Source organism: Streptomyces sp. NPDC046859 (assembly GCF_040645135.1).
Lineage (GTDB): Bacteria > Actinomycetota > Actinomycetes > Streptomycetales > Streptomycetaceae > Streptomyces.
The window spans coordinates 174,065-199,465 of the sequence record NZ_JBEYXR010000015.1 but is presented as its reverse complement, the minus strand read 5'-3'; the positions used below and the strand labels follow the sequence as shown (position 1 = coordinate 199,465).

Here is a 25,401-nt window from a genome sequence, read left to right as displayed (position 1 = left end):
GCGAAGCCGGGGTAGGCGCTGAGCGCCGCGACCAGGCCGCTGTAGGTGTAGAACGAGTTCCGGCCCGGGAACATCTGGTTGAACTGGGCCTCGCTGACGACGAATCCGGCGGCGGAGGCACTCGGTGCCGGCTGGAGCAGCAGGGCGGTGCTGCCCAGGGCGAGCGAGGAGACGAGTGCGGCCAGACGGCGCTTCAGCACGTGATCAACTCCTTTGCGGAGCACGGCCGCACCCGGACAAGGGCATGACAAAGCAGGGGCCCTGTGCGCACGCGCCGACAAGGTCGGCCACGGCGTGGGGGCGGCCGTGGTGGGGGGTGTGGGGACACACTCAACCGCTTTGGTCTGTACCAGTCAAGGGTGTAGACCAGTCAACTCGGCCCCGGACAGGAGAAGTCGGGTTCGTGCGGCGACACCGAGGTCAGGGTGCCGGGCTGATCTCCCGGCGCCTGCGGGTGAGGTAGGCGCGCTCGGCCGGACTCTCGGACAGCTCGACGGCTCGCTCGTAGGCGCGTACGGCCTCATCGGTCCGGCCCAGGCGGCGCAGGAGATCGGCGCGGACGGCGTGCAGGACGCGGTAGCCGTCGAGGTCCAGGGAGTCCACCAGGGCGAGGGCCGGCGCGGGCCCGTCGGTCTCGGCGACCGCGACGGCGCGGTTGAGGGCCACGACGGGGCCCGGCGCGACGGCCATGAGCTGGTCGTAGAGCCGCAGGATCTGCCCCCAGTCCGTGTGCGCGGGGCTCGGTGCGTCACTGTGCACGGCCTGGATGGCGGCCTGGATCTGGTAGGGGCCGGGCCGGCCGCGCCGCAGACACCGTCGCACCAGCGTCTGGCCCTCGGCGACCAGGGTGCGGTCCCAGAGGCGGCGGTCCTGTGCGGGGAGCGGCACGAGCGTGCCGTGCTCGTCCCGACGGGCGGCCCGGCGGGACTCGACGAGGAGCATCAGGGCCAGCAGTCCGGTCACCTCGGGCTCGTCCGGCATGAGTTCCGCCAGCAGCCGGCCGAGCCGCACGGCCTCCTCGCACAGCCCCGACTCCCCCTCGAAGCCCTGGTTGAAGATCAGGTAGACGACCGCGAGCACGGCGGCGAGACGGTCGGACAGGTCGGCGTCGCGCGGCACCCGGTAGGGGATGCGGGCGTCGCGGATCTTCGCCTTGGCCCGCACCAGCCGCTGGGCCATCGTCGGCTCGGGCACCAGGAAGGCGCGGGCGATCTGGGCGGTGGTGAGCCCGCCGAGCAGCCGCAGGGTGAGGGCGACGCGGGCCGGTACGCCGAGGGCGGGATGGCAGCAGGTGAAGATCAGGCGGAGCCGTTCGTCGCGCACGGGGCCCTCCTCGGGCGGTGCGTCGGGGGCGTGCAGCAGGGCCGCCTGCGCGTGCCGCCCGCCCCGGGTCGCCTCGCGGCGCAGCCGGTCGATCGCGCGGTTGCGGGCGGTGGTGATGATCCAGCCCGCCGGGCTCGGCGGCACACCGGTGCGCGGCCACCGCTCCAGGGCGGTGGTGAAGGCGTCCTGGACGGCCTCCTCGGCGAGGTCGATGTCGCCGAGGAGGCGGACGAGGACGGCGACCGCGCGGCCGTACTCCGCGCGGAAGACGGTCTCGGCGTCCGGTCCGGTCATCGGTCCCCGGCTTCGCCCACGAACGGCCGGACCTCGATGGGCAGGGTGGTGGCCAGGGCGAGCCTGCGGCCCCATTCGAGGGCGGCGTCCAGGTCGGGCGCCTTGATGAGGCTGATGCCGCCGAGCATCTCCTTGCCCTCGGCGTACGGGCCGTCGGTGACGAGGACGTCGCCGTCGCGGGGTCGCAGCACCGTGGAGGACTCCGGGCCGTGCAGTCCCCCGGCGAACACCCAGGCCCCCGCCTCGCGCAGGTCGTCGTTGAGGGCGTCGAGGTTCTTCCCGATCTCGGCCAGGACGTCCGGGGCGGGCGGCTCCCCGACCGGTTGCATCACATTGAGCAGGTAGTACTTCACGGCGGCCTCCTGGGGCGTGGTAGCGGATTCTCACCCTCTACACGAACGGCACGCCCCCGGATCGACACCCCGCGGGATCCGGCGGTGACAATTCTCGTCATGACCGACCTGGACCATCCCCTCGTCCGCCGCGCCCGGGAGCTCGCCACCGATCTGCTCGCCCCGCAGGCCGAACGGGTCGACCAGGAGGGCGTGCCCGCGTCCCACATCGAGGCGATCCGGCGTTCGGGACTGCTCGGGGTGAGCGCCCCGCGGGAGTACGGCGGGTGGGCGGCGCCCGCGGCGGTGGCCCGGCGCACCGCGGAGATCCTCGCGGGAGCCTGCTGCTCCACGTGGTTCGTGCAGACCCAGCACCACACGCCGGTGGCGACGCTGGCCGCGAGCGACGGGCCGGTGCGCGAGCGCCTGCTGGGCCCGCTGGCCCGAGGGGAGCTGCTGTCGGGGGTCGCGTACGCGCATCTGCGGGCGTACCCGCGGACGCCGGTGCGGGTCACCGGGGAGCGCGGCGGGCTGCGGTTCGACGGGAGGGTGCCCTGGTACACCGGCTGGGGGCTCAACGACGTGATGCTGCTCGCCGGGATCGCGGAGGACGGCGAGGCGGTGTTCGCCTTCACGGAGGCGAGGGAGCAGCCGGGGCTTCGGCCGTCGGCGCCGATGCGGCTCGCGGCCCTCACCGCGTCGAGCACGGTCTCACTGGAGCTGGACGGGTTGTGGCTCCCGCCCGAGTCGGTCGCGTTGCGCGTGCCGCACGAGGAGTGGGCGGTGAAGGACCGGGCGAAGGCGGTCAGCGCCTCCCCGGCGGTGTTCGGGATCACGGAGACGGCGCTCGCGCTCCTGGACGACGAGGTCGCCGGGCCGCTGCGCACGCGGCTGGGGACGATCCGCGCCCGGGCCTACGAGCTGGCCGACGCGCCCGGCACCGACGCGACCCTGGCGGAGCGCCTGACGCTGCGGATCGGCGCGGCCGAGCTGATGCGCACCGCCACGACCGCGGCGGTGGTCGCCGGCGGCGGACGCTCCCTCGCGCTGACCAGTCCGGCCCAACGCCTCGCCCGGGAGGGCCTGTTCCTGCTGGTGCAGGGCCAGACGGCGGAGTCGCGCGGCGCCCATCTCGACGTGCTGACCGCGAAGGCGCCCTGAGCGGTCCCCGCCGTCCCGTGCGGGGACCGCGAGGACTCAGTCGTCGTCGGCCGCGGGGACCACGACGAGGAACGCGTCCGACTTCAGGTCCATCACGACCGTCGCGGGTTCGCCCTCGGCGCGGCGCTCGGCCGCGTACTCCTCCGCCGGCCACGATCCGCGCGGAGCTCCCGCCGGAAACCGCTCCAACACCTTCGCACTCATGGCGGCAGCCACCTCCACACCGTTTCCCACATCGTCGTACGCGGGCCGGATCGTCCTCTCCTGCCCGGTACACACCGTCTGCCCCCGGCCGCCCCGAGCATGTACACGACTTCGCCCGATTCCGCGCGGGCGCCGTCCAGAACTCCCCGAACGGGCGAACCGGGCACGCACGGGGGTACGTCGTGCCCCGCCCGCATCCCGGACGGCCCCCGGCGGGGAAGTCCTCACGAAGGCCCCGACAGGTGAGGACGACCGACGGCATGGAACGCGACGCGGTGCGTGAGGGAATGCGGTGCCTGGTGACGGGCGCCACGGGATACATCGGCGGGCGCCTGGTGCCGGAACTGCTCGCCGCCGGACACCAGGTGCGCTGTGTGGCCCGCTCACCGGAACGGCTGCGCGACCATCCGTGGGCCCAGGACGCGGAGGTGGTGCGCGGCGACGTCACGGACGCCGCGTCCGTGGCCCGCGCCATGGAGGGCGTCGACGTCGCCTACTACCTGGTGCACTCGCTCGGCACCGGCAAGGACTTCGAGGAGACCGACCGCAGGGCGGCGCGGACCTTCGCCGAGCAGGCCCGCGCCGCCGGCGTCCGGCGCATCGTGTACCTGGGCGGCCTCACCCCGGCCGGCGTGCCCGAGCACGCGCTCTCCCCGCATCTGCGCTCGCGGGCGGAGGTCGGGCGCATCCTGCTCGACTCCCCGGTGCCGGCCACCGTGCTGCGGGCGGCCGTCATCATCGGCTCCGGCTCCGCCTCCTTCGAGATGCTGCGCTACCTCACCGAGCGGCTGCCCGTGATGGTCACGCCGAGCTGGGTGCGCACCCGCATCCAGCCCGTGGCCGTCCGGGACGTCCTGCGCGCCCTCGTCGGCAGCGCCCTGATGCCCCCGGAGGTCGACCGGACCTTCGACCTCGGGGGTCCGGACGTGCTGACGTACCGGGACATGATGGTCCGGTACGCGCAGATGGCCGGACTGCCCCGCCGGGTCATCCTGCCGGTGCCGGTCCTCACCCCGACGCTGTCCAGCCACTGGGTGGGCCTGGTGACACCGGTGCCGTCCTCCATCGCCCGGCCGCTGACCGAGTCGCTGCGCCACGAGGTGGTGTGCCGCGAACACGACATCGCCCGGTACGTGCCCGATCCGCCCGGTCACCCGATCGGCTTCGACGAGGCGGTGCGGCTGGCGCTGCGGCGGGTACGCGACGCGAGGGTGACGACCCGGTGGTCGTCGGCGTCGGTGCCCGGCGCGCCCAGCGACCCGCTGCCCACCGACCCCGACTGGGCGGGCGGCAGCCTCTACAGCGATCACCGCGAACTCGTCGTGGACGCCTCCCCCGACGCGCTGTGGCGGGTCATCGAGGGCATCGGCGGGGAGAACGGCTGGTACTCGTTCCCGCTCGCCTGGGCGGTGCGCGGGTGGCTGGACCGGCTGGTGGGCGGGGTGGGCCTGCGCCGGGGGCGGCGGGACGCGTCGCGGCTGAGGGTCGGCGACTCGCTGGACTTCTGGCGGGTCGAGGAGATCGAGCCGGGCCGGCTGCTGCGGCTGCGCGCCGAGATGCGGGTGCCGGGCCTGGCCTGGCTGGAGATGCGCGCGCTCACCGGTCCGGACGGCCGCACCCGCTACCGCCAGCGCGCCCTGTTCCACCCGCGCGGGCTGCTCGGTCACGCGTACTGGTGGGGCGTCTCGCCCTTCCACTCGATCGTGTTCGGCGGCATGGCCCGCAACATCGCGCGGGCGGCGGCCGGTTCCCCGGAGCCCGCGGCGGAACGCGCCGCCCGTCCCTGACTCGCCCCCGCGCTCCCCGCCGCCCGTCCCCGCCCCCCGTACGACCACGCCCGTCCCCGGAGTACGCACCATGAGCATCTCGGTCGTCCTGTTCACCAGCGATCTGCGCCTGCACGACCATCCGCCGCTGCGCGCGGCCCTCGACGGCACCGCGGGGACCGTCCCGCTGTTCGTGCGGGACCCCGCCGTCGACGCCGCCGGGTTCGCGGTGCCCAACCGGCTGGCGTTCCTCGCGGACTGCCTGCGTGATCTGGACGCCGGGCTGCGCGAGCGGGGCGGCCGGCTGGTGGTGCGCCGGGGCGACCTCGTCGAGCAGGTGTGCCGGGTGGTGGCGGAGGCGGACGCCGACGAGGTGCACATGGCGTCCGACGTCAGCGTCCACGCCCGGCGCCGCGAGGAACGGCTGCGCCGGGCCCTGGAGGCGCAGGGGGTGCGGCTGCACGTGCACGACACGGTGACGACGGCCGTCGCCCCCGGCGCGGTGACCCCGGCCTCCTCCGACCACTTCGCCGTCTTCACGCCCTACTTCCGGCGCTGGTCGGACCACCGGCTGCGGGACCCGCTCGGTGCGCCGCGGGCGGTGCGGGTGCCGGACGGCGTGGGGTCCGAGGCGCTGCCCGGGCGCAGCGGCCTGTCCGGGCTGTCCGAAGGGCTCGCGGCGGGCGGCGAGAAGGAGGGCCGCCGCCGGCTCACGGCCTGGCTGGGCGCCGGACTCGCGGCCTACGAGGACCGGCACGACGACCTCGCCGGTGACGCGACCTCCCGGCTCTCCCCGCATCTGCACTTCGGCACCCTCTCCCCCGTGGAGCTGGTCCACCGCGCCCGCGGGGCGGGCGGCGCCGGCGCGGACGCGTTCGTACGGCAGCTCGCCTGGCGTGACTTCCACCGGCAGGTCCTCGCGGCACGGCCGGACGCCGCCACGGCCGACTACCGCACCCGGGGCGACCACTGGCGGCCGGAGCGGGAGGCGGCGCGGGACATCGCCGCCTGGCGGGAGGGCCGTACCGGCTATCCGATCGTGGACGCGGCGATGCGCCAGCTCCGCCACGAGGGCTGGATGCACAACCGGGGGCGGCTGCTGACGGCCAGCTTCCTGACCAAGACCCTGTACGTGGACTGGCGGGTCGGCGCCCGGCACTTCCTTGACCTGCTGGTCGACGGTGACCTGGCCAACAACCAGCTGAACTGGCAGTGGGTGGCCGGGACGGGCACCGACACCCGGCCCCACCGGGTGCTGAACCCCGTCCTGCAGGCGAAGCGGTACGACCCCGAGGGCCGCTACGTCCGCCGCTGGGTGCCCGAGCTGGCGGAGGTCGAGGGGACCAGGGTGCACGAGCCGTGGCTGCTCGGCGACGACGACCGTGCCGCGCTCGCCTACCCGGCCCCGGTCGTCGGGCTCACCGAGGGCCTGGAGCGCTTCCGGCAGGCCCGCGGACGGTGAGCGACCCGGTCCCGGAACTTCACCCGCCTCTACACATAAGGAACAAATAAGCGCAGAATGGCTGAAGGTGGCTTCATCGCACCCCGCTCATGGAGCGGTCGGACCTGCAAGTCGAAGGAGACGAGTCATGGCCGACGTCTCGCACACCAGAGGTGACATAGCCAGCCATCCGGACGTATCCGAGATGCGGGAGCGGTACGACCGCGTGCTCGGGGGCCGCGACGTGACGCTCCTGGACGGACCGGTGTTCCTGCTCGGTCTCTACTGCGCCGTGTCCCCCTGGATACTCCACTACACGACGAGCCAGCCCGCGCTGGTGACCCACAACCTGGTCATGGGTGTCGCCATCGGCCTGCTGGCCCTCGGATTCACCCGCGCGCCCGAGCGTATGTACGGTCTGAGCTGGGCCTTCTGCGCGATGGGCGTCTGGATGATCATCGCGCCGTGGATCGTCGGGGACAGCCCGGACGCCGGCGTGGTCGTGAACAACATCGTCATCGGTGTGCTGGCCGCGGTCCTCGGCCTGCTGTGCGCCGGCACGGCGGCGAGGAGCACCACCAGGCCGTAGCGCACGACGGACGGGACATCGTGTGGGCCGGTCCGCCCGACGGACCGGCCCCCTCGTGCCCACCGGCGCGAGGCCGTTCGGCGGGATGCGGACTGTCCGTCGCTCCTCGGGGAACACGCTGTGACGCGGGCACAGTCCGCGGTGATGCGGGGACCGGAGAAGAGGAGCGACATGGAGATCTCGGGGATCATCAGTGCCATCGTGATCGGCATCGTCATCGGTGTGCTCGGACGGCTCGTCGTGCCGGGCCGGCAGCGCATCGGCGTGCTCTGGACGATCCTCGTCGGCATCGTGGCCGCACTGATCGGTTCGGCGATCGCCGCCGGTCTGGACGTGGGTGACACGGACGGCGTCGACTGGGTCGAGTGGCTGATCCAGATCGGTCTCGCCGCGCTGGGCGTCGCCGCGCTGGACCGTGCGAAGGCCCATCGCTGACACCCCGCGCGGGAACCCGCCGCGCACGGGGCACAGGCCCGCGACCGGCCCGCCGGTCGCGGGCCTTCGCGTGCGCGGACCCCTCCTTCAGGGCGTGTGCACGTACGGCGTCGTCGTGGTCAGCGGCTCGAAGCCGAGCCGCTCCAGGATGGGCCGGCTGGTGGTCATGGCGTCGACCTGGAGGTACCGGTAGCCCCGGTCCACCGCGGCGCGGGCGCGGTGCGCGACGAGGGCGCGGTAGATCCCGCGGCCCCGCCAGCCCTCGACGGTCCCGCCGCCCCAGAGCCCGGCGAACCGCGTCCCGGGCACGAGCTCCATCCGTGCGGCGCTCACCGGCACCCCGTCGTCCGCCAGGGCCACCACGGCCAGCACCGTGTCCGCGCCGGTCTCGAGATGTGCGAGCAGTCGGTGCCGGATGCGGGCGCCGTCGCCGCCGAACGCCCTGCTGTGCACCTCGGCGACGAGATCGACGCCGGCCGCGTCGGTCACGGGGACGAGGCGGACACCGGCCGGCGGTTCGGCGTCCAGGTCCAGCGCGGCGGCCTCCGCGATCATCACCGTCTCCTCCGGCTGCGCCGTGAAGCCGGCGTCCCGGAGCCGCCGGCCCAGGTCGACGGGGCGGTCATGGCCGTACAGCTTCCACTCGAACTCGAGCCCGAGCCCGTCGAAGTGGGCGATCTGTGCGGCGATCGCCGTGTCGGCCGTCGTCGCGTCCAGCGCCGACCACACGACGCCGTTCCAGCCCTGTCCGGACGACACCTGGCGGACGACCGGGCCGACCCGCTCCACCAGGGCGTCCGGGCCGTCCGGTCGCGCGCCCTCGCGCAGATCGCGGTCGAAGAGGGCGAGTACGGCGGCGGGATCCATGCGGTCACCTCAGCACCAACCCGGAGCGGGAGCAAGCGCTTTACCGCGTGACCGGGCCCACGCCCTCGCCGCGCCACCGGTGCGGTCCGTCGGCGACCATGGGGGGACCGGACGCAACCGTGCCTGGAGGAGGACCGCACCATGGTCGTCGAGGACACCGAACTGCCGTATCTGCGCCGCTGTGTCGAGCTGGCCGCCGAGGCGCTGGACGCGGGGGACGAGCCCTTCGGCTCGGTCCTGGTGGGAGCGGACGGCACCGTACTGGCCGAGGACCACAACCGGGTGGCATCCGGGGACCGCACCCGCCACCCGGAGTTCGAGCTGGCGCGCTGGTCCGCCGCCCACCTGTCCCCGGAGGAACGGGCGGCGGCCACCGTGTACACCTCCGGCGAGCACTGCCCGATGTGCGCCGCCGCGCACGCCTGGGTGGGCCTGGGACGGATCGTGTACGTCGCCTCGTCGGAGCAACTGACCGGCTGGCTGGCCGAGTTGGGGGTGCCCCCGGCGCCGGTGCGGCCGCTCCCCGTGCGGGAGGTGGCACCGGGGGTGACCGTCGAGGGGCCGGTCCCCGGCCTGACGGAGGACATCCGCGCCCTCCACCTGCGGTTCCACGGACGCCCCGGCGGAGCAGATCACGCGGTTCCTGTGGCAGGAGCGGATCCATCCGACGGTGGCCGCCCCGCCGGTCCCCCGTGACCGGGCGGACTTCCGTGTTCGGCTCACGGCGCCGCACACGGGCCCGGACGTCGTCACGGCGGTCTTCGCGCCCCTCACCCGAGAGCACGCGGCGGCGGCACGCCAGGCGTACACATGTTCGTATGCGGTGACGCACCGAAGGCCCCACCTCTCGTGTCCAGCGGGTGGGGCCTTCACGCGATGCCTGACGACGAGGTCAGCGCACCGCCTGGGTACGGGCCCGCCGGTAGAGGACGGCACCGCCCAGGACGAGCGCCGCGGCGCCCGCGGCGAGCGGGGCGGTCGCGTCCGCGCCCGTGTGGGCGAGGACGGCTCCGCCCTCGTGCGGAACGTGCGCGGGCGGCATCGACCGCGGCTCGGGCGCCCTCGGCTTCACCGACGGCTCGGGGGCCGGAAGCGTGGTGGTGGGCGTCTCCTCGCCGGAGACGTTCGCCGACTCGTTCTCGATCGCGGCGTTGCCGACACCGATCACGTTCACGCTGTTGCCCGTGACGTTGACCGGCGCGTGCACCGGCAGTTCGATGACGTTGCCGGACCCGATACCACCGGACTCCGCGGCCACGCCCTCCGCCTTCGCCCCGCTCACGGAGGAGGCGGCGGACTTGGTGTCCTCCTTCTTGTTCTTCTTGCTCTTCGCACCCGCGTCCTCGTTGACGCAGGTGTTGCCCACGGTGGGGTTCAGCAGTCCCACCACGTTCACGGTGTTCCCGCACACGTTCACCGGCACGTGCACCGGCACCTGGACGGTGTTCCCGGAGAGCACCCCGGGCGAGTCGGCCGCGGCACCGTCCGCCGCGGAGTCGGCGTAAGCCGGGAACGTCACGGCCATCGCGCCCGAGGCGGCAGCGATGGCGATCACACCGTTTCGGGTAACCCGTCTCATAGGGTCCCTGCCTTCCAGACATGGTCACGAGCACTCGCCCGCATCGGATAAAACGCGAGCGATCCATCCGGGTTATGGCTTATCAGCCGTTCACCCCATCGAGTGCCGGGTTGTCGAACTAGGGGTAAAAAGTCCGATCACTGCATATGTCGCCCGGTCGGCCGCGGTCCCTGTCCGCCGTTCGTGCGGAGGCGCCCCTTCCGGGTGCCGCTTATCGTGAGCCGAGGACGCCGCTTCCCGGCCCGCGACGGGCGTCCCTGGAGGCTTCGATGTCGGCAAAGCTGTCGATGCGCCCCACGCTGTGGCGCAGCGCCGCCGTCACCTGCGCGGTCGGGCTGGCCGTGATCGGCACCGGCCTGCCGGCGGGCAGACCGTCCGACCCCGGCATGTCCCGCTTCTACGACCAGAAGGTGGCCTGGGGCAAGTGCCCGGGCGAGGGCATGCCCAAGGACATGCAGTGCGGCAAGGTCACCGTGCCGCTCGACTACGGACGCCCCCGCGCCGGGACACTCGAACTGGCGCTCGCCCGTTATCGGGCGACGGGCGAGCGCAAGGGCTCGGTGCTGGTCAACTTCGGCGGGCCGGGCGGCGCGGGTGTGCCCGAGTTCGCGCGCGCGGGCAAAGAGTTCATGAGCCTCACGGACGACTACGACATCGTGACGTTCGATCCACGCGGGGTCGGCCGCTCCTCACCGGTCAGCTGCGGGGACGGCAAGGAGCAGATCGACCTCCCGGACGACCCGGCGGAGGTCCGGCGCGATCCGGGGGCCGTCCTCCACGGGCTTCGCAAGGCGGCCGCCGCCTGCGCCCGGCACTCGGGCCCGGTCCTGCCGCACATAGGCACCGTCGACGCCTCGCGCGACCTGGACGTGATGCGCGCGGCGCTCGGCGACAAGAAGCTCAACTACCTCGGCTTCTCCTACGGGACCCGGCTCGGCGCGGTGTACGCCGCCCAGTTCCCGGACAAGGTCGGCCGGCTGGTGCTCGACGGCGTGGACACCCTCACGGAGCCGCTGACCGAGCAGGGAGTGGCGGGCGCCGAGGGGCAGCAGAAGGCGCTCGACGAGTTCACCGACTGGTGCGCCGAGGATGTCGCATGCCCGCTCGGGCAGGACGCGCGCCAGGCCCGCAGGTACGTCGTCATGCTCATCGACTCGCTGGACAAGGACCCGGTGCTCTCGGCCTTCGATGAGCCGTTCACCGGGCAGGACCTGGTCGCCGCGATCAGCGGCGCCCTGTACAGCAAGGAGCTGTGGCCCTCCCTGGAGCGCGCCCTGGCCACGCTGGTCGAGGACGGCAGCACCCACGCCGTCGAGGCGTTCACCGGCGGCGGGGGCTTCCCCGCGCGGCGGCCGAAGGCCGGCGACCGCGACGGCGGCCTGGTCGACGCGGAGGACGTCCCGCTGGACAACCCCGCCGCCGCCATGATGGCGATCAACTGCGCCGACGACCCCGACCGCCCCACCGACCGGCAGATCATCGACGGTCTGGACCGGCTGCGCGCCCGGTACGAGGAGGCCTCACCGGTCTTCGGCCGGCACCGGCTGACCGAGGTGCTGATGTGCTACGGCCGCCCCGCCGGCACGGACTTCGTCCGCGAGGACGTCAAGGACCTGGACACACCGAAGATGCTGCTGGTCGGCACCCGCGGCGACCCCGCGACGCCGTACCGCTGGACCACGGAGACGGCGCGGCGGCTCGGCTCCTCCGCCGTGGTGCTGGACAACAAGGGCAGCGGGCACACCGGTTACGCCTCCTCCAAGTGCGTGCACGGCAAGGTCGACGCGTTCCTGCTGTACGGCACGCTGCCGCCCGACGGCAGTTCGTGCGCGCCTGACGAGGACCGGCAGTAGTCCCCCGACCGGATGAAGGATGCCCCCGAATGCCCGAAGGGCGCATCAGCCCTCGCGGGCGTCCTGCGCTACTGACGCGGGGCGACGAGAAGGTACGGCGGCGGTCGGCCCCCTCGTCGTGCCGCCCTGCGGTCACACGCCGTCGAAGAGCGCGCTCAGGCCCCGTTCCACGGCCTCGTCCAGGTCCTCCTCGCCCGGCGCGACCACGGCGCACGTCCGCAGCAGGAAACGTTCGAGGGCGGGCGTGTCGAACTGGAGCAGCGCCATGCCGTGCGGGGAGTGCAGTTCGACGACCGTGCGTTCGGGGCCGGAGGGCCACACCCGCACGTCACCGTCCCCGGCCGGCCCGCGCAGGCCGGCGTCCAGCAGTCCGCGGGCGAACGTCCAGACGGCGCCCCGGCCGTCGAGGGAGACCTCGCCCGGGAAGTCGAGGTGCACCGCCAGCGGGTCCGTGGACCGGTACCGCAGCGTGGCGGGGACGGGGAGTTCGCGCTCCTCGCCGGTGATCAGGCGGGCGTGGGCGGGCTGCTCCAGGGCGATCTCCATGGACACTCTCCCCGTGTGTCGGCGGCGGTGATTTTTGCGGCTTGCTTCTAGGACCCCGCAATCACCTTTCGCATGACACCTACGCACGGATTCTTTTTGTGAGCTGCGTCACTTCGGCCGTCGCGCAGCCCTCCGGCATACGGCCACCACCCCGCGCTGCTGGAACACCTGGCCGTCGAACATGCGCATGAACACCGCGCGACCACTCCGACGAACCCGCACATCGCGTACGGCGCGTACGCCTTGCCGGCGTGGGCACGTACACCATGCGTACCCCATGACCTGTTCCCGAAGACTCTGGCATATGCCAGACGCACCACCGGATCGGGTGTTGCCAAATCCCTTACGGGGCGTCGCGGGCTGTGCGACAGTCGTAACGGTCCCTCCGTCGTTCCTGGTCGTACCGTCCCCTCATCGGAGAGCGTCATGCCGCCCCATGTCTCCGCGGACCACCCCGCCGCACAGCCACCCGGACCCGGTCCGGTCGACGCGCTGATCTCCCAGACGCGACGGCTCAAGGGCGAAGTGGACGCCGTGCGGCGGGACACGCCGAGCGACGCCTCCGGCCCCCGCGAGCGCTGGCAGCGCGCCCTGTGCGACCTCGCCCTGCACCAACTCGACGACCTGGACGCGCATCTGGCCCAGCTGCGGGACGGCCCCGCCCCGGCGCCCCGGTCCGACGCGGTGCTCAGTCGGGTCGGCAGCGCCGAGTGGAATCTGCTGACGGACGAGGCGAGCTGGTCCGGCGAGCTGTACCAGATCCTCGGCCGGGACCCGGCCGCGCCACCGCTGACGCTCGACGAACTGCCGTCCCTGGTGCACGACGAGGACCGGCGCCGGCTCACCACGATGGTCACCGCCTGCCTCATCGACGCCCAGCCGATCGACGGGGAGTTCCGGATCGTCCGGCCCGACGGGCAGGCGCGGACCGTGCACATGATGGGCGAGCCCGTGCTCGACGCCGACGGCGCCGCGGCCTCCATGTGGGCCGTGCTGCGGGACGTCAGCGAGGTCCGCCGCCGCCGGCACACGGTCGGCGAGATCCGTGACGCGCTCCCCGGGACGCGGCGTCCCCCGCCGGGAGAGCACCGGCTCACGGCCGAGGTACGCGAGGCGGTGCTGCCGCCGTGGCGGGCCTCCCTGCGCCCGGGCCGGCAGGACCCCGGCACGCTGGACATCGCGGCGCTCCGGCTGTCGTCACCGGCGAGCACACCGATCGGGATCGACTGGTACGACTCCCTCGAACTGCCGGACGGGGCGGCGGTGTTGAGCGTCGGCGACCTCACCGGTCACGATGTTGCCGCGACCTCCGGCACGGCGGCCCTGCTGGGCGCCGTACGCGGCATGGCGATGGCCGGGACCCAGCCTGGACAACTGCTGTCCTGGCTGGGCCACCTGCTCGACGCCACCGCCCAGCCGGCCCTCGGCAGCGCCGTGTGCTGCCGCTACCGGCCCGACACCCGCACGCTCACCTGGGCGAGGGCCGGACACCCCGCCCCGCTGCTGTTCCGCGGCGGGACAGGGCGCAGGCTGGACTCCCCCTGCGGCCCCCTGCTGGGGGCGATCCCGGGCGCCGGCTACGGCGACGTCGAGGAGACCCTCCAGGCGGGCGACCTGATCCTGCTGCACTCCGACGGACTGCTGTCCGGGCACGGGGACATGGACTCCTCGCGCCGGCTCCTCGACCTCGCCCCCCGCTTCGTCGAGGCGGGCACCGCACAGGACTGCGTACGGCTGGTCGCCGAGGAGTTCGGTGAATTCGGTGAAGGGGAGCACAAGGGCGACGCCTGTGTGCTCGTGGCCAGGGTGACGGGCTAGCCGTCACGGAGACGGATCGCGGACCGGGCGCAGGCCCCCGCTATGCCTGGGCGCTGGTGCCGCCCTGCGGCTTCCTCGCCTTGGGCAGCGCCACCCGGATCTCCTCCCGCAGCTCATGGATCTTCGGGTAGCTGGAGTACTCGGCGGTGAGCCGGTACATCTGCCGAAGCCGGTCCCAGGTCCGGCCGGAGGAGTTGGAGCCCATCGCCATGAGCGCCAACCGGGCGTAGCGGTCGGCCTGTTCGGGGTCGTCCGCGATGAAGCAGGCGGACGCCATGGACAGATGGTCGAAGATCTTCGACCGCTCCCGGCCGTCGACGCGCAGGGCCAGGGCCTTCTCCGCGAAGTGCTGGGCGTGGACGGCCGCGCCCGGCTCGAACTCGGCCAGGGTGCGGTAGGCCAGGGCCTGCATGCCGTACAGATCCTCGTCCTTGAAGGTCTGCATCCAGCTCGGCGGCGGTACGTCGCTCTTGTCGGAGACGAAGAGGTCCTCGGCCTGTCCCAGGGTGCGGCGCATGGCCTGGCCCTTGCCCATGGACGCCTGGGCCCAGGCCTCGATGGTGTGGAACATGGCCCTGGTGCGCGGCAGGACCTCGTCGCCCGAGCCGGACTGGGCGAGCTTCATGAGGTCGAGCGCGTCGTCGGGCCGGCCGAGGTGCACCATCTGGCGCGCGGCCCGGGAGAGGGCCTCCCCGGCACGGGGCCGGTCGCCGCCCTCGCGGGCCGCGTGGGCGGCGATGACGAAGTACTTCTGGGCCGTGGGCTCCAGGCCGACGTCGTGGGACATCCAGCCCGCGAGCACGGCGAGGTTGGCGGCGACGCCCCACAGGCGCCGCTGGAGATGGTCGGGGTGACGGTAGGCGAGCATGCCGCCCACCTCGTTCAACTGGCCCACCACAGCCTTGCGCTGGAGTCCCCCGCCACGGGCGGCGTCCCAGGCCCGGAACACCTCGACCGAGCGTTCCAGCTCCTCGATCTCCTGAGCTCCGATGGGGGCGGCCTCGTAGCGGTCGAACCCGGCGGGGTCGGCGTGCAAGGGGTCGTCGAACTGGGGGGCGTCGGCCCTGAGGGCCGGGTCGGTGCGCAGCCAGTCGTGCATGGCGCTGCTGAGTGCGGATCCCGCGGCGAGCGCGGCACCCGCGCCCACCAAGCCGCGTCGGTTGAGCATGAGGTCCATTCCCGTGAATTCGGTGAGGACCGCGGCGGTTCGCTCGGGCGCCCACGGCATACCGTCGGGATGCTCCACGCTCCCGGCGTCCTGCTGCCGTCTCCCCGCACGCCCGTGCCGGACCAGACCGAGGTCCTCGATGGTCACGACACGGCCGAGACGCTCGGTGAACAGGGCCGCCAGCACCCGCGGCACCGGATCGCGCGGGATCTCTCCCATGTCGATCCACCGCCGCACCCGTGAGGTGTCGGTCGCCAGCTGGGGGTGGCCCATGGCCGCCGCCTGCCGGTTGACCAGCCTCGCGAGTTCGCCCTTGGACCAGCCGGCCAGGCCGAACAGATCCGACAGACGGGTGTTGGGTTCTCCGCTCACGTCAAGCCCCCAGGTTCTCGGCTGAGTTGACAGTAGCCCGGTGGGAGGTGCCCCGGGACTATTCGCCAGGGTTCGCCAGGGTGCGCCAGATGGTGTGCCAGTGGCCGCCGGGTGTCAGGTAGGAACGCGCCACCCCGACCCGGTCGCCGGGGGACATTCCCCAGGGTGTATCCGGGCCGCCGGGTCGGGTGGCGCACTGACGTCGCAGGCACACGAAGGGATCTGTCTCTCCCATGTACGCAGCATCGTCCTCCGTGTCCGCTCCGCCCCGGCCGCTGCGTGCCCGCCCGGCTGGCGGCGGTCCCTACCTCGACCCCGCGCGTCCGGCGCCCGCCCCCGTGCTGGGCGCCGGCCGGCCGCGCCGCCCCGCGGGGCTCGGCACCCAACCGCTCAGCGGGAGACTCGACTTGTCCGGTCCCCAGGGCGCCCAGCTGCGCGCGGCGATCGCGTCGGTGCACCGGATCTGTCCGGAGTTCGCGCCGGTGCAGGTGCTGCGCCGCAGCGGACGGTCCGTGCTCCTGGTCGGCACGACCGGTCGCAGCACGGCGGTCGCCAAGTGCTTACTCGACCAGTCCCCCGCGTGGGCGGAGCGGATCCGGCACGAAATAGCGGCCTACCGCTCGTTCGTCCGGCACCGGCCCCCGGTGCGGGTGCCGAGACTGATCGCGGCGGATCCGGACAACGGCACCCTGGTGATCGAGCGGATGCCGGGCCGGGTGGCGGCACTCCAGCGACACCCGGTGGAGGCGCCGCCGCGGGCCGACATCAGAGCGGCGCTCGGCGCGATCTGCCGGCTCAACGCGTGGCGGCCGCCCGCGGGAACGTTCGACGCGCCGCTCGACTACGCGACCCGCATCTCCCGGTACCACGACCTGGGCCTGCTCACCGACCGGGACATGGGGGACCTGCAGAAGCTCCTGCACGGCATCGCGGCCTCCGCGGGCCGGCACGGCATGGGCCAGTTCTGCCACGGCGACGCACTGCTCTCGAACATCCTGCTCTCACCGGCCGGTCCAGTGCTGGTGGACTGGGAGCACGCGGGCTGGTACCTGCCGGGCTACGACCTGGCGACGCTGTGGTCGGTGCTCGGGGACGCGCCGGTGGCCCGGCGGCAGATCAGCCAGATCGCCCAGTCGGCGGGCCCGGCCTCCCGGGACGCCTTCCTGGTGAACCTGATGCTCGTCCTGACCCGTGAGATCCGCACCTACGAGATGGCTGTGCAGCGCTCGATGCACGACCCGGCCCCGACGGCACCGGGAACGGCCCACCAAGGTGCCGCGCCGTCCGGCGAGGAACAGCGGCTGCTGCTACGGCGGCTGCACGACGACTGCCAACTGGCCCGCCGGGCCGTGCGTGCGGCGGTCGGCACTCGCTGACGGAGACGACGGCCCGCGGCGCGCCCTGGAGACAGAGGCGTTCCGCGGGCTTTCGTACGTCCGGTCATTGGGGTAGGCCACTGACGCCGCGCAGGCCCGGCCACCTCCCCCGCGAAACTCCCGGGAACGCGCGGTTGACATGGGTGTTCGCCCAGCCCTTGGCATGATTGACGGATCGTCGGACAGCGGGTACCACTGACCACGCCCGGCCCGCACGGCTCACCGCGCACGACCGTCCCAGGAGGCTGCATTGCGAGGATCCGTCACCGCCGTCGCCGCCGCGGCCCTGTTGGTGCCCCTGCTCGGCGCCGCCCCGTCCGGGGTCCGGGCCGACTCCGGCGACCGGCTCCAGTCGGCGTTCACCGCGGCCGCCGCCGAGTACCACGTGCCGTCGAGCGTCCTGCTCGGCGTCTCCTACCTCCAGTCCCGCTGGGACGCGCACAGCGGCGCGCCCAGCGTGTCCGGTGGCTACGGCCCGATGCACCTGACCGACGCCCGCGCGGCGCTGGCCGGCACGCAGGCGCACCACAGCGAGGGCACCGAGGACCCGCGCGGCGACAGCGCCCGCCCCGCGCCACCGCCCGTGGCGAAGGCTCTGAAGACCTCCGAGATCCCGGCCCGCCTCAGGACGCTGCCGAGGGCGGCGGAGCTGACCGGGCTGAGCCCCGAGCGGCTGCGCCGCGACCCGGCCGCCAATGTGGCGGGCGGCGCCGCGCTGCTCGCGGCCGCGCAGCGGGAGCTGGGCGAGCCGCTGAGCTCCGACCCGGCCGACTGGTATGGGGCGGTGGCCCGGTTCTCCGGCGCCGACGACACGGCGACGGCCACGACGTACGCGAACGACGTCTTCGAGGTGCTGCGCACCGGTCAGGAGCGGCGCACCGACGACGGGCAGCGGGTGTCGCTGGCCGCGCGACCCGGCCTCGCTCCCGACCCCTCCCAGCTGCGGCACGCCGGGCTGCGCAGGGCCCGGGCCGCGGACACGGAGTGCCCGGCCACGGTGTCCTGCGAGTGGATCCCGGCACCGTACGAGCAGTTCGGGGACGGTGACTACGGCAACCACGACCTGGGGAACCGCCCGGCGGACCAGAAGATCGAGTACATCGTCGTCCATGACACCGAGGGCGCCTGGGAGGGCGTCCTGGACATGGTGCAGGACCCGACCTACGTCTCCTGGCAGTACACCCTGCGGTCCACCGACGGGCACATCGCCCAGCATGTGAAGGCCGAGGACGTGGCCTGGCACGCGGGGAACTGGTACGTCAACGCCAAGTCCATCGGCCTGGAGCACGAGGGCTTCCTGACCCGCCCGGACTCCTGGTACACGGAGGCGATGTACCGCTCCTCGGCCCGGCTGGTGGCCTATCTCGCCAAGCGGTACGGCATCCCGCTGGACCGGCAGCACATCCTCGGGCACGACACCGTGCCGGGGCCGACGACGTCGACGATCGGCGGGATGCACACCGACCCCGGCCCGTACTGGGACTGGCGCCACTACTTCGAGCTGCTCGGCCGGCCCCTGGCGCCGACCGCCGGCGCGAAGGGCGGGCTGGTGACGATCCGCCCCGACTACGCCACGAACCGGCCCGAGTTCACGGGCTGCGCGGCGGCGGGCGAGCGCTGCGCCGATCACGGTTCCAGCGCGGTGCGGCTGTACTCCGGGCCCGGCGAGTCGTACCCGCTCATCAAGGACATCGGTCTGGGGACCACTCCGACCAAGGGCGTCAACGACCTGTCCTCGCGGGTGTCGACCGGGCAGCAGTTCGCGGTGGCCGGCCGGGACGGCGACTGGACGGCGATCTGGTACCTGGGGCAGAAGGCGTGGTTCAGGAACCCGGCGAAGGCCCCGGCGGCCGTGCACGCGGTCGGTGACGTGGTCACTCCGAAGGACGGTGCGCAGAGCGTGCCGGTGTACGGCCGCGCCTACCCCGAGGCGTCCGCGTACCCGGCGGACGTGCCCGCGCAGGCGGTGTCGCCGCTGCCGTACACCCTGCCGGCCGGCCAGCGGTACGTGGTGGGCGGCGAGGTGCCGGGCGAGTACTACTACGCGGTGACCTTCGACGAGGGCTCGCACCGGGTGGTGCGGGGCAGGGACCTGTACTACGAGATCCAGTACGGGCACCGGGTGGCGTTCGTCCGGGCGGCCGACGTGAAGGTGGTGCGGTCGGACAGCTGACGGGCCGCCCCCGCCGGGCTCAGCCCTGCTGGAAGAGCTCGGCGGGCAGCGGCTTCAGCAGCGCGTACAGGTCGTCGGTGATGGGGCGGTCCCAGGCGGCGATGGTCACCAGGACGTTGTCGCTGCGGTCGAACTGCACGCAGGAGATACGGCTCTCGGAGAGCTTGAGCCGGCGCACGATCAGCAGGTTGTCGCCCTGCATGACGGGCACGTCCTCGCTGCCGACGACGGTGACCTCCTCCTCGTTCTCCAGGGCCAGCAGGAGCTGCGCCACCTCGAACGGGATCTCGTCCTCATCGGTCTCACGGGCCGGGGAGCCCTCCGGCAGATTGCCGATGATCATGGCGGGGCCGCGGCCGCCGAAGAGGTCGTACCGCAGGAAGACGCCCTGGCAGCTGCCGTCGGGGGCGGGCAGCAGCCCGGCGCCGAGGTTCCCGGGCCAGTCGCCCGGGTCCATGGCCAGTACGTCGAAGTCGGGCCCGGCGGGCGTGGCGCTGCGGCGGCGGAGGAACGACATGCCGCCATGGTACGTGGCCGGGCCTGTTCCACGTCGTGCGGGCAGGGCGTGCGGGACACCGCTCCCCCGGTCCGCGACCCGTCCGGGGACGGGGTGGCTCACTCCTCCGCGGGGGCGGGCGGCACCACCGCCACCGGGCTGGCGGCGTGCAGCATGACGGCCTGGGTGACCGAGCCCATCATGCGGGCCGGGGCCAGCAGCCGGCGGCGGTGCCGGCCGACGACGACGAGGGTCGCGTCCCGGCTGGCGGCGACGAGCAGACCGGCCGCGTCGCCGGGGGCCGCGACCGCCTCGGCGCGCACCTCCGGGTGGCGGGCCCGGTGCAGGGCGAGGAAGCCCTCGGCGAGGCTGCGGGTCTCCGCCTCGACGGCCTCCTGGTCCTCGTCCGGGGGCAGGATCTGCGCGGTGGCCGTCGTCCACAGGTGCAGCGGCCAGGTGTAGGCGGCGACGGCCTGGAGCCGGGCGCCGCGCCGGGCTGCCTCGGCGAAGGCGAAGGACAGCGTGGCCTCGTCGGGACTGTCGACCTGGAGGCCGACGACGACGCGCGGCCCCGGCTCGACGGGCACACCGCCCTCGTGGACCCGGCGTCCCGGCTTGGGCACGATGACGACCGGGCACTCGGCGTCGCGGGCGGCGGCCAGGCCGGTGGAGCCGAGCAGGAGGCTGGCGAACCCGCCGCGGCCCCGGGAGCCGAGCACCAGGAGCTGGGCGGCCGAGCCGAGCGCGGACAGCGTCCCGACGGCGCCCTCGAGGGCGTGGAACGCGATCTGCGGCCTCTCCTCCCGGGCCTCCAGGTAGCGGCGCACCAGGTCCAGGACCGCGTCGTCCTCCGGTTCGGGACGGCCGACGGGCAGGGCGTCGGGCCTGGCCCAGGCGGGGTACTGCTGGACGTGGACCACGCTCAGCAGCGCCTCGCGCGTGAGCGCGGCCTCCAGCGCCCAGTCCAGGGCGACCAGGCTGTCGTCCGAACCGTCGACCGCCGCGATGACCGGCAGGGTGTTCATGGGTCCTCACCTCCGGGGTACGACCTTCACGCCCCGGGTCCAGCCTGGCGCAGGCATCGGCCGGGGCGCGTCGCCCAGGTCGCGTGTCCGGGAAAACGGGGTGCGACACCCCCGGAACGGCTCCGCAGGGCCGCCGGACCGCCCCCGCTCAGGTCAGGTCGAACTCGCCTTCCCTGGCGCCCGACACGAACGCGCCCCATTCGGCCGGGGTGAAGATCAGGGAGGGGCTCTCCGGCCGGTCGCCGTTGCGCATCGCGATGAAGCCCTCGACGAAGGCGATCTGGACATCGCCGAGGCCACGGCTGCTGGAGTGCCAGTCGGCCTTGCTGAGGTCCAGCTCCGGCTTGTCCCAGCCCGCGAGCGGCGACTGCTGCTGGATGGTGCTCTCGGCCACGTCCGTGCTCCTCCCGGTTCGTCGTCCGCGGCCAGCCTAGCGACCGGCTCCTGACGCCAACAGGGCACGTGAGGGGGACCTTTGTGCCAGCGGTTGCCGTCGGCGCGCGGGGGTGCCGCTCACGCGTGCGGCGGGGTGGAGCCCACGAGCCACATCGCGAAGAACTGCGAGCCTCCGCCGTAGGCGTGCCCGACCACCCGGCGGGCGCCGTCCACCTGGTGTTCCCCGGCCTGGCCGCGGACCTGGAGGGCCGCCTCGGCGAAGCGGATCATGCCGGACGCGCCGATCGGATTGGTGGACAGGACACCGCCCGACATGTTGACGGGCAGATCGCCGTCGAGTTCGGTGACCCCGGCCTCGGTGAGCTTCCAGCCCTCGCCCTCGGCGGCGAAGCCGAGGTTCTCCAGCCACATCGGCTCGTACCAGGAGAACGGCACGTACATCTCGACGGCGTCGATGTCGCGGCGGGGGTCGGTGACACCGGCCTGCCGGTACACGTCGGCCGCGCAGTCGCGGCCGGCCCGGGGCGAGACGAAGTCCTTCCCGGCGAACAGGGTGGGCTCGCTGCGCATCGCGCCGCCGTGCAGCCAGGCGGCCGGCCGGGGCGAGCGGGCCGCGCCGGCCCGGTCGGTGAGGACCATCGCGCAGGCGCCGTCGGAGGAGGGGCAGGTCTCCGAGTAGCGGATCGGGTCCCACAGCATCGGCGACGCCCGGACCTTCTCCAGGGTGATGTCGTGCTCGTGGAGGTGGGCGTAGGGGTTCCTCAGCGCGTTGCGCCGGTCCTTGTAGGCGACGAGCGAGCCGATCACGTCGGGTGCGCCGCTGCGCCGCATGTACGCCCGCACATGGGGCGCGAAGAAGCCGCCGGCGCCGGCCAGCAGGGGCTGCTGGAAGGGGATCGGCAGGGACAGTCCCCACATGGCGTTGGACTCGGACTGCTTCTCGAAGGCGAGGGTGAGCACGGTGCGGTGGACGCGGGCGGCCACCTGGGTGGCGGCGACGAGGGCCGTGGACCCGCCGACGGACCCGGCGGTGTGCACCCGGAGCAGGGGCTTGCCGACCGCGCCGAGCGCGTCGGCGAGGTACAGCTCGGGCATCATCACGCCCTCGAAGAAGTCGGGGGCCTTGCCGATGACCACGGCGTCGACGTCGGCCCAGGTCAACTCGGCGTCGTCGAGGGCGCGCCGGGCGGCCTCCCGGACGAGGCCGGCGATCGAGACGTCCCGGCGGGCGGCCACGTGCTTGGTCTGTCCGACACCGACCACGGCCACGGGTTCCTTGCTCATCGCGGATCCCCTTCGAGTACGGCGACCAGGTTCTGCTGCAGGCACGGGCCGGACGTGGCGTGCGCGAGCGCGCGGTCGGACGCGCCGCGGTGGATGCGGGCGGCGGCCTCGCCGATGCGGATGAGCCCAGCGGCCATGACGGGGTTGGCGGCGAGGGCGCCCCCGGAGGGGTTGACGCGGACGCCGTCGCCGAGCCGCAGCGCCTTGCGCAGGACGATCTCCTGCGAGGTGAACGGCGCGTGCAGTTCGGCCGTGTCGACGGGCCGTTCGAAGGCTCCCGCGCGTTCGGCGGCGAGCCGGGTGGAGGGCGAGTCGGTCAGGTCCCGCACGCCGAGGCCGTGGGCCTCGACGCGGTGGTCGATGCCGCGGATCCAGGCGGGGCGTGCGGTCAGGGCGCGGGCCCGCTCCCCCGCCGCGAGGATCACGGCGGCGGCGCCGTCGCCGACGGGCGGGCAGTCGCCCCTGCGCAGGGGCCGTACGACGTGCTCGCCGTGCGGGACGGGGCCGCGCAGTTGGGCGTGCGGGTTGCCTGCGGCGTTCTCCCGGTCGCGGGCGGCGACGGCGACGAGAGCGGGTTCGTCCGCCTCGCCCGCGTCGATCAGCGCCTGCGCCTGGAGGGCGGCCAGGGCGACGGAGTCCGGCCAGAGCGGGGCCACGTAGTAGGGGTCGAGCTGGCGGGTAAGAACGTCGCGGAGGGAGCCCGCGGAGGACGTGCCGTAGGCGTAGACGAGGGCGGTGTCGGCGTCGCCCGTGAGCAGCTTGGTCCAGGCTTCGTACAGGGCCCAGGCGCCGTCCATCTCGACGTGCGACTCGGAGATCGGGGGCCAGGCGCCGACGCCGTCGAGGGCGAGGGTGAAGGAGAAGGCGCGGCCGGCCAGGTAGTCGCTGGAGCCGGAGCAGACGAAGTTGAGGTCGGCGCTGCGCAGTCCGGTCCGCGCGAGCACCTCGTGCAGGACGGGCATCAGCATCTCGACCTCGGAGAGCTCCTCGCTGGTGCGCCGGTGGTCGGTCTGGGCGAAGGCGACGACGGCGATCTCGCGGTTCACAGCAGCTCCCGGTAGGTGTCGTAGTCCGCGTCGGGCTCGCCCGTGGGCCGGTAGTGGTCGGGGTGGCGCGCACCCTCGGGCCACACGGGTTCGACGCGCAGCCCCATGCGCACCTGGTCGTAGGGGATGCCGCCGATCCGGCCGTGCAGCGCGAGATCGGCGCCGTCCAGGGCGATGTGCGCGTAGACGTACGGCACCTCGATGTCGAGGTTGCGCGCCTTGATGTTGACGACGCAGAACGTGGTGACGGTGCCGCGGGGGCCGACCTCGACCTGTTCGGACGTGGCGACGCCGCAGGTGGGGCAGGCGCCTCTGGGCGGGACGTACACCTTGCGGCAGGAAGGGCAGCGTTCGCCGACGGTGCGCCGCTCGGCGAGGGCGTCGAGGTGGGCGGTCTGGGCGCGGCCGGGCGTGTAGGTGTAGTCGAGGCGGGCGGGGGCGACGATGCCGGTCACCGGGTCCGCGAAGTCGCCGTGGTGGGCGCCCGGTTCGCCGGCCTCGCCGTCGTACGGTTCGAAGCAGGCGATGTCGGTGATGGCGCCGGAGCGTTCCCCGGCCCAGCGGACGCGGACCCGCATGCCGGTGCGCACGGCGTCGGGGCCGGGGGCGTCGAGGGCGTGCAGGAGCGCGGTGTCGGCGCCGTCGAGGCGGACGAGCACCCAGGCGAAGGGGGTGCGCAGGGGCTGGCCGCGGCGCGGGGCGTGGTTCCACGCCCAGGTGGTGACCGTGCCGGTGGGGGCGACCTCGACGAGGTCGCGGATCTCCTCGGCGGTGACGGGGTCGTACTCGACGGGCGGTACGAGGGTGCGGCCGTCCGTCGTGCGCACGCCGAGGACGACGCGTTCGCGCAGGCCGGTGAGGAAGGCTCTCTGCACGGGGCCGAGGGAACGGGTGAAGGGGAACTCGACGACCAGGGGGGCTTTCAGGACGTCCGGCACGGTGGCTCCCTCATCAGGCGCGTTTGTAGACGGGTGGCCGCTTCTCCGCGAAGGCGCGGGCGCCCTCCTTGGCGTCGGCGGTGTCGAACACCGGCCAGCCGTGGGTGAGTTCGGCGGCGAGGCCGTCGGTCTCGGTCATCTCGGCCGTCTCGTACACGGACGCCTTCACGGCCTCCACGGCGAGCGGTGCGCAGGCGTTGACGCGGTCGGCGATCTCCAGGGCCCTGCCGAGTGCGGTGCCGTCGGGTACGACGTGCCCGATCAGGCCGATGGCCGCGGCCTCGCGGGCGCTGTAGGGCCGTCCGGTGAGCAGCATCTCCAGGGCGTGGGTGCGGGGGATCTGGCGGGGCAGGCGCACGGTGGAGCCGCCGATCGGGAACAGGCCGCGCCGCACCTCGAAGAGCCCGAAGACGGCCGACTCGCCGGCGACCCGGATGTCGGTGCCCTGGAGGATCTCGGTGCCGCCCGCGACGCAGTGGCCCTCGACGGCGGCGATCACGGGTTTGCGCGGCCGGTGGTGGCGGAGCATGGCCTTCCAGTGCAGGTCGGGGTCGGCCTTGAGCCGGTCGCGGTACTCCTCCCCCGCCATGCCGTCGCCGGCGAGGGCCTTGAGGTCCATGCCGGCGCAGAAGGCGCCGCCCGCGCCGGTCAGCACGACCGAGCGGATCGAGTCGTCGGCGTCGGCCTCGGCCCAGCCGTCGTGGAGGCCGACCAGCATGGGCAGCGAGAGCGCGTTCCTCGCGGCGGGCCGGTCGAGCGTCAGCACCAGGGTGGCGCCCTCGCGCCGCACGGTGAGGTGTTCGGTCCCGCTCATGAGCCCTCTCCCCTCTGCCGGAACGAGAACAGGTTGCAGGAGGCGACGGAGCACTTCAAGGGTTTTCTGACAGTCAGTCAGATTCTTTTGCGCGGAGGCTTCCCA

At 73.6% G+C, this 25,401-nt stretch carries 24 protein-coding genes and 1 pseudogene; 10 read left to right on the top strand and 15 right to left on the bottom strand.

Annotation, left to right across the window (positions count from 1 at the left end; genetic code table 11):
- The 3 genes and pseudogenes from ABZ899_RS23120 to ABZ899_RS23110 all read right to left on the bottom strand — a co-directional run.
- Positions 1 to 158, bottom strand: a pseudogene (locus ABZ899_RS23120) (chitinase); the annotation flags it as partial.
- Positions 159 to 420: 262 nt separating this feature from the next.
- On the bottom strand, positions 421 to 1,617 hold the full coding sequence (locus ABZ899_RS23115) for an RNA polymerase sigma factor (protein WP_361349233.1): 1,197 nt from the start codon (positions 1,615 to 1,617) through the stop codon (positions 421 to 423).
- Positions 1,614 to 1,970, bottom strand: coding sequence for a YciI family protein (locus tag ABZ899_RS23110; RefSeq protein WP_361349231.1), 357 nt, complete (start codon positions 1,968 to 1,970; stop codon positions 1,614 to 1,616). Before ABZ899_RS23110 ends, ABZ899_RS23115 begins: the two co-directional genes overlap by 4 nt.
- A 99-nt stretch (positions 1,971 to 2,069) precedes the next feature.
- Here ABZ899_RS23110 and ABZ899_RS23105 point away from each other — a divergent pair, with 99 nt between their 5' ends.
- On the top strand, positions 2,070 to 3,110 hold the full coding sequence (locus ABZ899_RS23105) for an acyl-CoA dehydrogenase family protein (protein WP_361349228.1): 1,041 nt from the start codon (positions 2,070 to 2,072) through the stop codon (positions 3,108 to 3,110).
- A 36-nt stretch (positions 3,111 to 3,146) separates the two neighbouring features.
- Here ABZ899_RS23105 and ABZ899_RS23100 read toward each other — a convergent pair whose 3' ends face one another.
- Positions 3,147 to 3,314 carry a hypothetical protein gene (locus ABZ899_RS23100; protein ID WP_361349226.1) on the bottom strand — a complete coding sequence of 56 codons (168 nt, stop codon included), beginning with the start codon at positions 3,312 to 3,314 and terminating at the stop codon, positions 3,147 to 3,149.
- Positions 3,315 to 3,574: 260 nt separating this feature from the next.
- Here ABZ899_RS23100 and ABZ899_RS23095 point away from each other — a divergent pair, with 260 nt between their 5' ends.
- The 4 genes from ABZ899_RS23095 (at position 3,575) to ABZ899_RS23080 (ending at position 7,545) form a co-directional block, all read left to right on the top strand.
- Positions 3,575 to 5,101 (top strand): SDR family oxidoreductase, encoded by a 1,527-nt coding sequence (locus ABZ899_RS23095; protein ID WP_361349223.1) that lies wholly within the window; start codon positions 3,575 to 3,577, stop codon positions 5,099 to 5,101.
- A gap of 70 nt (positions 5,102 to 5,171) precedes the next feature.
- Positions 5,172 to 6,542: a deoxyribodipyrimidine photo-lyase gene (locus tag ABZ899_RS23090; RefSeq protein WP_361349220.1), complete on the top strand. Its 1,371-nt coding sequence runs from the start codon at positions 5,172 to 5,174 to the stop codon at positions 6,540 to 6,542.
- Positions 6,543 to 6,669: 127 nt separating this feature from the next.
- Positions 6,670 to 7,110, top strand: coding sequence for an SPW repeat protein (locus tag ABZ899_RS23085; protein ID WP_361349218.1), 441 nt, complete (start codon positions 6,670 to 6,672; stop codon positions 7,108 to 7,110).
- Between the two features lie 171 nt (positions 7,111 to 7,281).
- Positions 7,282 to 7,545, top strand: a complete 264-nt coding sequence (locus ABZ899_RS23080; RefSeq protein ID WP_361349215.1) for a GlsB/YeaQ/YmgE family stress response membrane protein — start codon at positions 7,282 to 7,284, stop codon at positions 7,543 to 7,545.
- Between the two features lie 87 nt (positions 7,546 to 7,632).
- Here the strand turns inward: ABZ899_RS23080 and ABZ899_RS23075 are convergent, their stop codons facing one another.
- On the bottom strand, positions 7,633 to 8,412 hold the full coding sequence (locus ABZ899_RS23075; protein ID WP_361349212.1) for a GNAT family N-acetyltransferase: 780 nt from the start codon (positions 8,410 to 8,412) through the stop codon (positions 7,633 to 7,635).
- 141 nt (positions 8,413 to 8,553) lie between these two features.
- Between ABZ899_RS23075 and ABZ899_RS23070 the strand changes: the two genes are divergently transcribed.
- The gene (locus tag ABZ899_RS23070) at positions 8,554 to 9,108 is read left to right on the top strand and encodes a nucleoside deaminase (protein ID WP_361349210.1); all 555 of its coding nucleotides are present in this window, start codon (positions 8,554 to 8,556) and stop codon (positions 9,106 to 9,108) included.
- 196 nt (positions 9,109 to 9,304) lie between these two features.
- Here ABZ899_RS23070 and ABZ899_RS23065 read toward each other — a convergent pair whose 3' ends face one another.
- Entirely contained in the window at positions 9,305 to 9,991 is a 687-nt protein-coding gene (locus ABZ899_RS23065) for a chaplin (protein WP_361349207.1), read from the bottom strand.
- A 269-nt stretch (positions 9,992 to 10,260) separates the two neighbouring features.
- Between ABZ899_RS23065 and ABZ899_RS23060 the strand changes: the two genes are divergently transcribed.
- Positions 10,261 to 11,844 carry an alpha/beta hydrolase gene (locus tag ABZ899_RS23060; protein ID WP_361349204.1) on the top strand — a complete coding sequence of 528 codons (1,584 nt, stop codon included), beginning with the start codon at positions 10,261 to 10,263 and terminating at the stop codon, positions 11,842 to 11,844.
- Between the two features lie 132 nt (positions 11,845 to 11,976).
- Here the strand turns inward: ABZ899_RS23060 and ABZ899_RS23055 are convergent, their stop codons facing one another.
- Positions 11,977 to 12,390, bottom strand: coding sequence for an SsgA family sporulation/cell division regulator (locus ABZ899_RS23055; protein ID WP_361349201.1), 414 nt, complete (start codon positions 12,388 to 12,390; stop codon positions 11,977 to 11,979).
- Positions 12,391 to 12,816: 426 nt separating this feature from the next.
- Between ABZ899_RS23055 and ABZ899_RS23050 the strand changes: the two genes are divergently transcribed.
- Positions 12,817 to 14,208: a SpoIIE family protein phosphatase gene (locus tag ABZ899_RS23050; protein WP_361349198.1), complete on the top strand. Its 1,392-nt coding sequence runs from the start codon at positions 12,817 to 12,819 to the stop codon at positions 14,206 to 14,208.
- Positions 14,209 to 14,248: 40 nt separating this feature from the next.
- Here ABZ899_RS23050 and ABZ899_RS23045 read toward each other — a convergent pair whose 3' ends face one another.
- A complete protein-coding gene (locus ABZ899_RS23045) occupies positions 14,249 to 15,748 on the bottom strand; it encodes a hypothetical protein (protein WP_361349196.1) in 1,500 nt (499 codons plus the stop codon).
- 233 nt (positions 15,749 to 15,981) lie between these two features.
- Here ABZ899_RS23045 and ABZ899_RS23040 point away from each other — a divergent pair, with 233 nt between their 5' ends.
- Together ABZ899_RS23040 and ABZ899_RS23035 are read left to right on the top strand one after the other, a co-directional pair.
- Positions 15,982 to 17,124, top strand: a complete 1,143-nt coding sequence (locus ABZ899_RS23040) for an aminoglycoside phosphotransferase family protein (protein ID WP_361349193.1) — start codon at positions 15,982 to 15,984, stop codon at positions 17,122 to 17,124.
- Positions 17,125 to 17,374: 250 nt separating this feature from the next.
- Entirely contained in the window at positions 17,375 to 19,297 is a 1,923-nt protein-coding gene (locus ABZ899_RS23035) for an N-acetylmuramoyl-L-alanine amidase (protein WP_361349191.1), read from the top strand.
- Between the two features lie 19 nt (positions 19,298 to 19,316).
- Here the strand turns inward: ABZ899_RS23035 and ABZ899_RS23030 are convergent, their stop codons facing one another.
- From ABZ899_RS23030 to ABZ899_RS23000, 7 genes are all read right to left on the bottom strand, one after another.
- Entirely contained in the window at positions 19,317 to 19,814 is a 498-nt protein-coding gene (locus ABZ899_RS23030; protein ID WP_361349188.1) for a hypothetical protein, read from the bottom strand.
- A 98-nt stretch (positions 19,815 to 19,912) separates the two neighbouring features.
- Complete coding sequence (locus ABZ899_RS23025) at positions 19,913 to 20,818, bottom strand: universal stress protein (RefSeq protein WP_361349185.1); 906 nt, start codon at positions 20,816 to 20,818, stop codon at positions 19,913 to 19,915.
- Between the two features lie 148 nt (positions 20,819 to 20,966).
- Positions 20,967 to 21,212 carry a DUF397 domain-containing protein gene (locus tag ABZ899_RS23020; protein ID WP_361349182.1) on the bottom strand — a complete coding sequence of 82 codons (246 nt, stop codon included), beginning with the start codon at positions 21,210 to 21,212 and terminating at the stop codon, positions 20,967 to 20,969.
- Positions 21,213 to 21,331: 119 nt separating this feature from the next.
- On the bottom strand, positions 21,332 to 22,498 hold the full coding sequence (locus ABZ899_RS23015) for a thiolase domain-containing protein (RefSeq protein ID WP_361349179.1): 1,167 nt from the start codon (positions 22,496 to 22,498) through the stop codon (positions 21,332 to 21,334).
- Positions 22,495 to 23,544, bottom strand: coding sequence for a thiolase domain-containing protein (locus ABZ899_RS23010; RefSeq protein ID WP_361349176.1), 1,050 nt, complete (start codon positions 23,542 to 23,544; stop codon positions 22,495 to 22,497). Before ABZ899_RS23010 ends, ABZ899_RS23015 begins: the two co-directional genes overlap by 4 nt.
- A complete protein-coding gene (locus ABZ899_RS23005; protein ID WP_361349173.1) occupies positions 23,541 to 24,482 on the bottom strand; it encodes an OB-fold domain-containing protein in 942 nt (313 codons plus the stop codon). Before ABZ899_RS23005 ends, ABZ899_RS23010 begins: the two co-directional genes overlap by 4 nt.
- Before the next feature lie 13 nt (positions 24,483 to 24,495).
- Complete coding sequence (locus tag ABZ899_RS23000) at positions 24,496 to 25,296, bottom strand: crotonase/enoyl-CoA hydratase family protein (RefSeq protein ID WP_361349170.1); 801 nt, start codon at positions 25,294 to 25,296, stop codon at positions 24,496 to 24,498.
- Positions 25,297 to 25,401: the final 105 nt, after the last annotated feature.

What these genes read in the sequence shown, in the direction of transcription:
- ABZ899_RS23115 (WP_361349233.1), bottom strand. Translation starts at nt 1,617, where the DNA reads ATGACCGGACCGGACGCCGAGACCGTCTTCCGCGCGGAGTACGGCCGC.
- ABZ899_RS23105 (WP_361349228.1), top strand. Translation starts at nt 2,070, where the DNA reads ATGACCGACCTGGACCATCCCCTCGTCCGCCGCGCCCGGGAGCTCGCC.
- ABZ899_RS23100 (WP_361349226.1), bottom strand. Translation starts at nt 3,314, where the DNA reads ATGAGTGCGAAGGTGTTGGAGCGGTTTCCGGCGGGAGCTCCGCGCGGA.
- ABZ899_RS23095 (WP_361349223.1), top strand. Translation starts at nt 3,575, where the DNA reads ATGGAACGCGACGCGGTGCGTGAGGGAATGCGGTGCCTGGTGACGGGC.
- ABZ899_RS23090 (WP_361349220.1), top strand. Translation starts at nt 5,172, where the DNA reads ATGAGCATCTCGGTCGTCCTGTTCACCAGCGATCTGCGCCTGCACGAC.
- ABZ899_RS23085 (WP_361349218.1), top strand. Translation starts at nt 6,670, where the DNA reads ATGGCCGACGTCTCGCACACCAGAGGTGACATAGCCAGCCATCCGGAC.
- ABZ899_RS23080 (WP_361349215.1), top strand. Translation starts at nt 7,282, where the DNA reads ATGGAGATCTCGGGGATCATCAGTGCCATCGTGATCGGCATCGTCATC.
- ABZ899_RS23075 (WP_361349212.1), bottom strand. Translation starts at nt 8,412, where the DNA reads ATGGATCCCGCCGCCGTACTCGCCCTCTTCGACCGCGATCTGCGCGAG.
- ABZ899_RS23070 (WP_361349210.1), top strand. Translation starts at nt 8,554, where the DNA reads ATGGTCGTCGAGGACACCGAACTGCCGTATCTGCGCCGCTGTGTCGAG.
- ABZ899_RS23065 (WP_361349207.1), bottom strand. Translation starts at nt 9,991, where the DNA reads ATGAGACGGGTTACCCGAAACGGTGTGATCGCCATCGCTGCCGCCTCG.
- ABZ899_RS23060 (WP_361349204.1), top strand. Translation starts at nt 10,261, where the DNA reads ATGTCGGCAAAGCTGTCGATGCGCCCCACGCTGTGGCGCAGCGCCGCC.
- ABZ899_RS23055 (WP_361349201.1), bottom strand. Translation starts at nt 12,390, where the DNA reads ATGGAGATCGCCCTGGAGCAGCCCGCCCACGCCCGCCTGATCACCGGC.
- ABZ899_RS23050 (WP_361349198.1), top strand. Translation starts at nt 12,817, where the DNA reads ATGCCGCCCCATGTCTCCGCGGACCACCCCGCCGCACAGCCACCCGGA.
- ABZ899_RS23040 (WP_361349193.1), top strand. Translation starts at nt 15,982, where the DNA reads ATGTACGCAGCATCGTCCTCCGTGTCCGCTCCGCCCCGGCCGCTGCGT.
- ABZ899_RS23030 (WP_361349188.1), bottom strand. Translation starts at nt 19,814, where the DNA reads ATGTCGTTCCTCCGCCGCCGCAGCGCCACGCCCGCCGGGCCCGACTTC.
- ABZ899_RS23025 (WP_361349185.1), bottom strand. Translation starts at nt 20,818, where the DNA reads ATGAACACCCTGCCGGTCATCGCGGCGGTCGACGGTTCGGACGACAGC.
- ABZ899_RS23015 (WP_361349179.1), bottom strand. Translation starts at nt 22,498, where the DNA reads ATGAGCAAGGAACCCGTGGCCGTGGTCGGTGTCGGACAGACCAAGCAC.
- ABZ899_RS23000 (WP_361349170.1), bottom strand. Translation starts at nt 25,296, where the DNA reads ATGAGCGGGACCGAACACCTCACCGTGCGGCGCGAGGGCGCCACCCTG.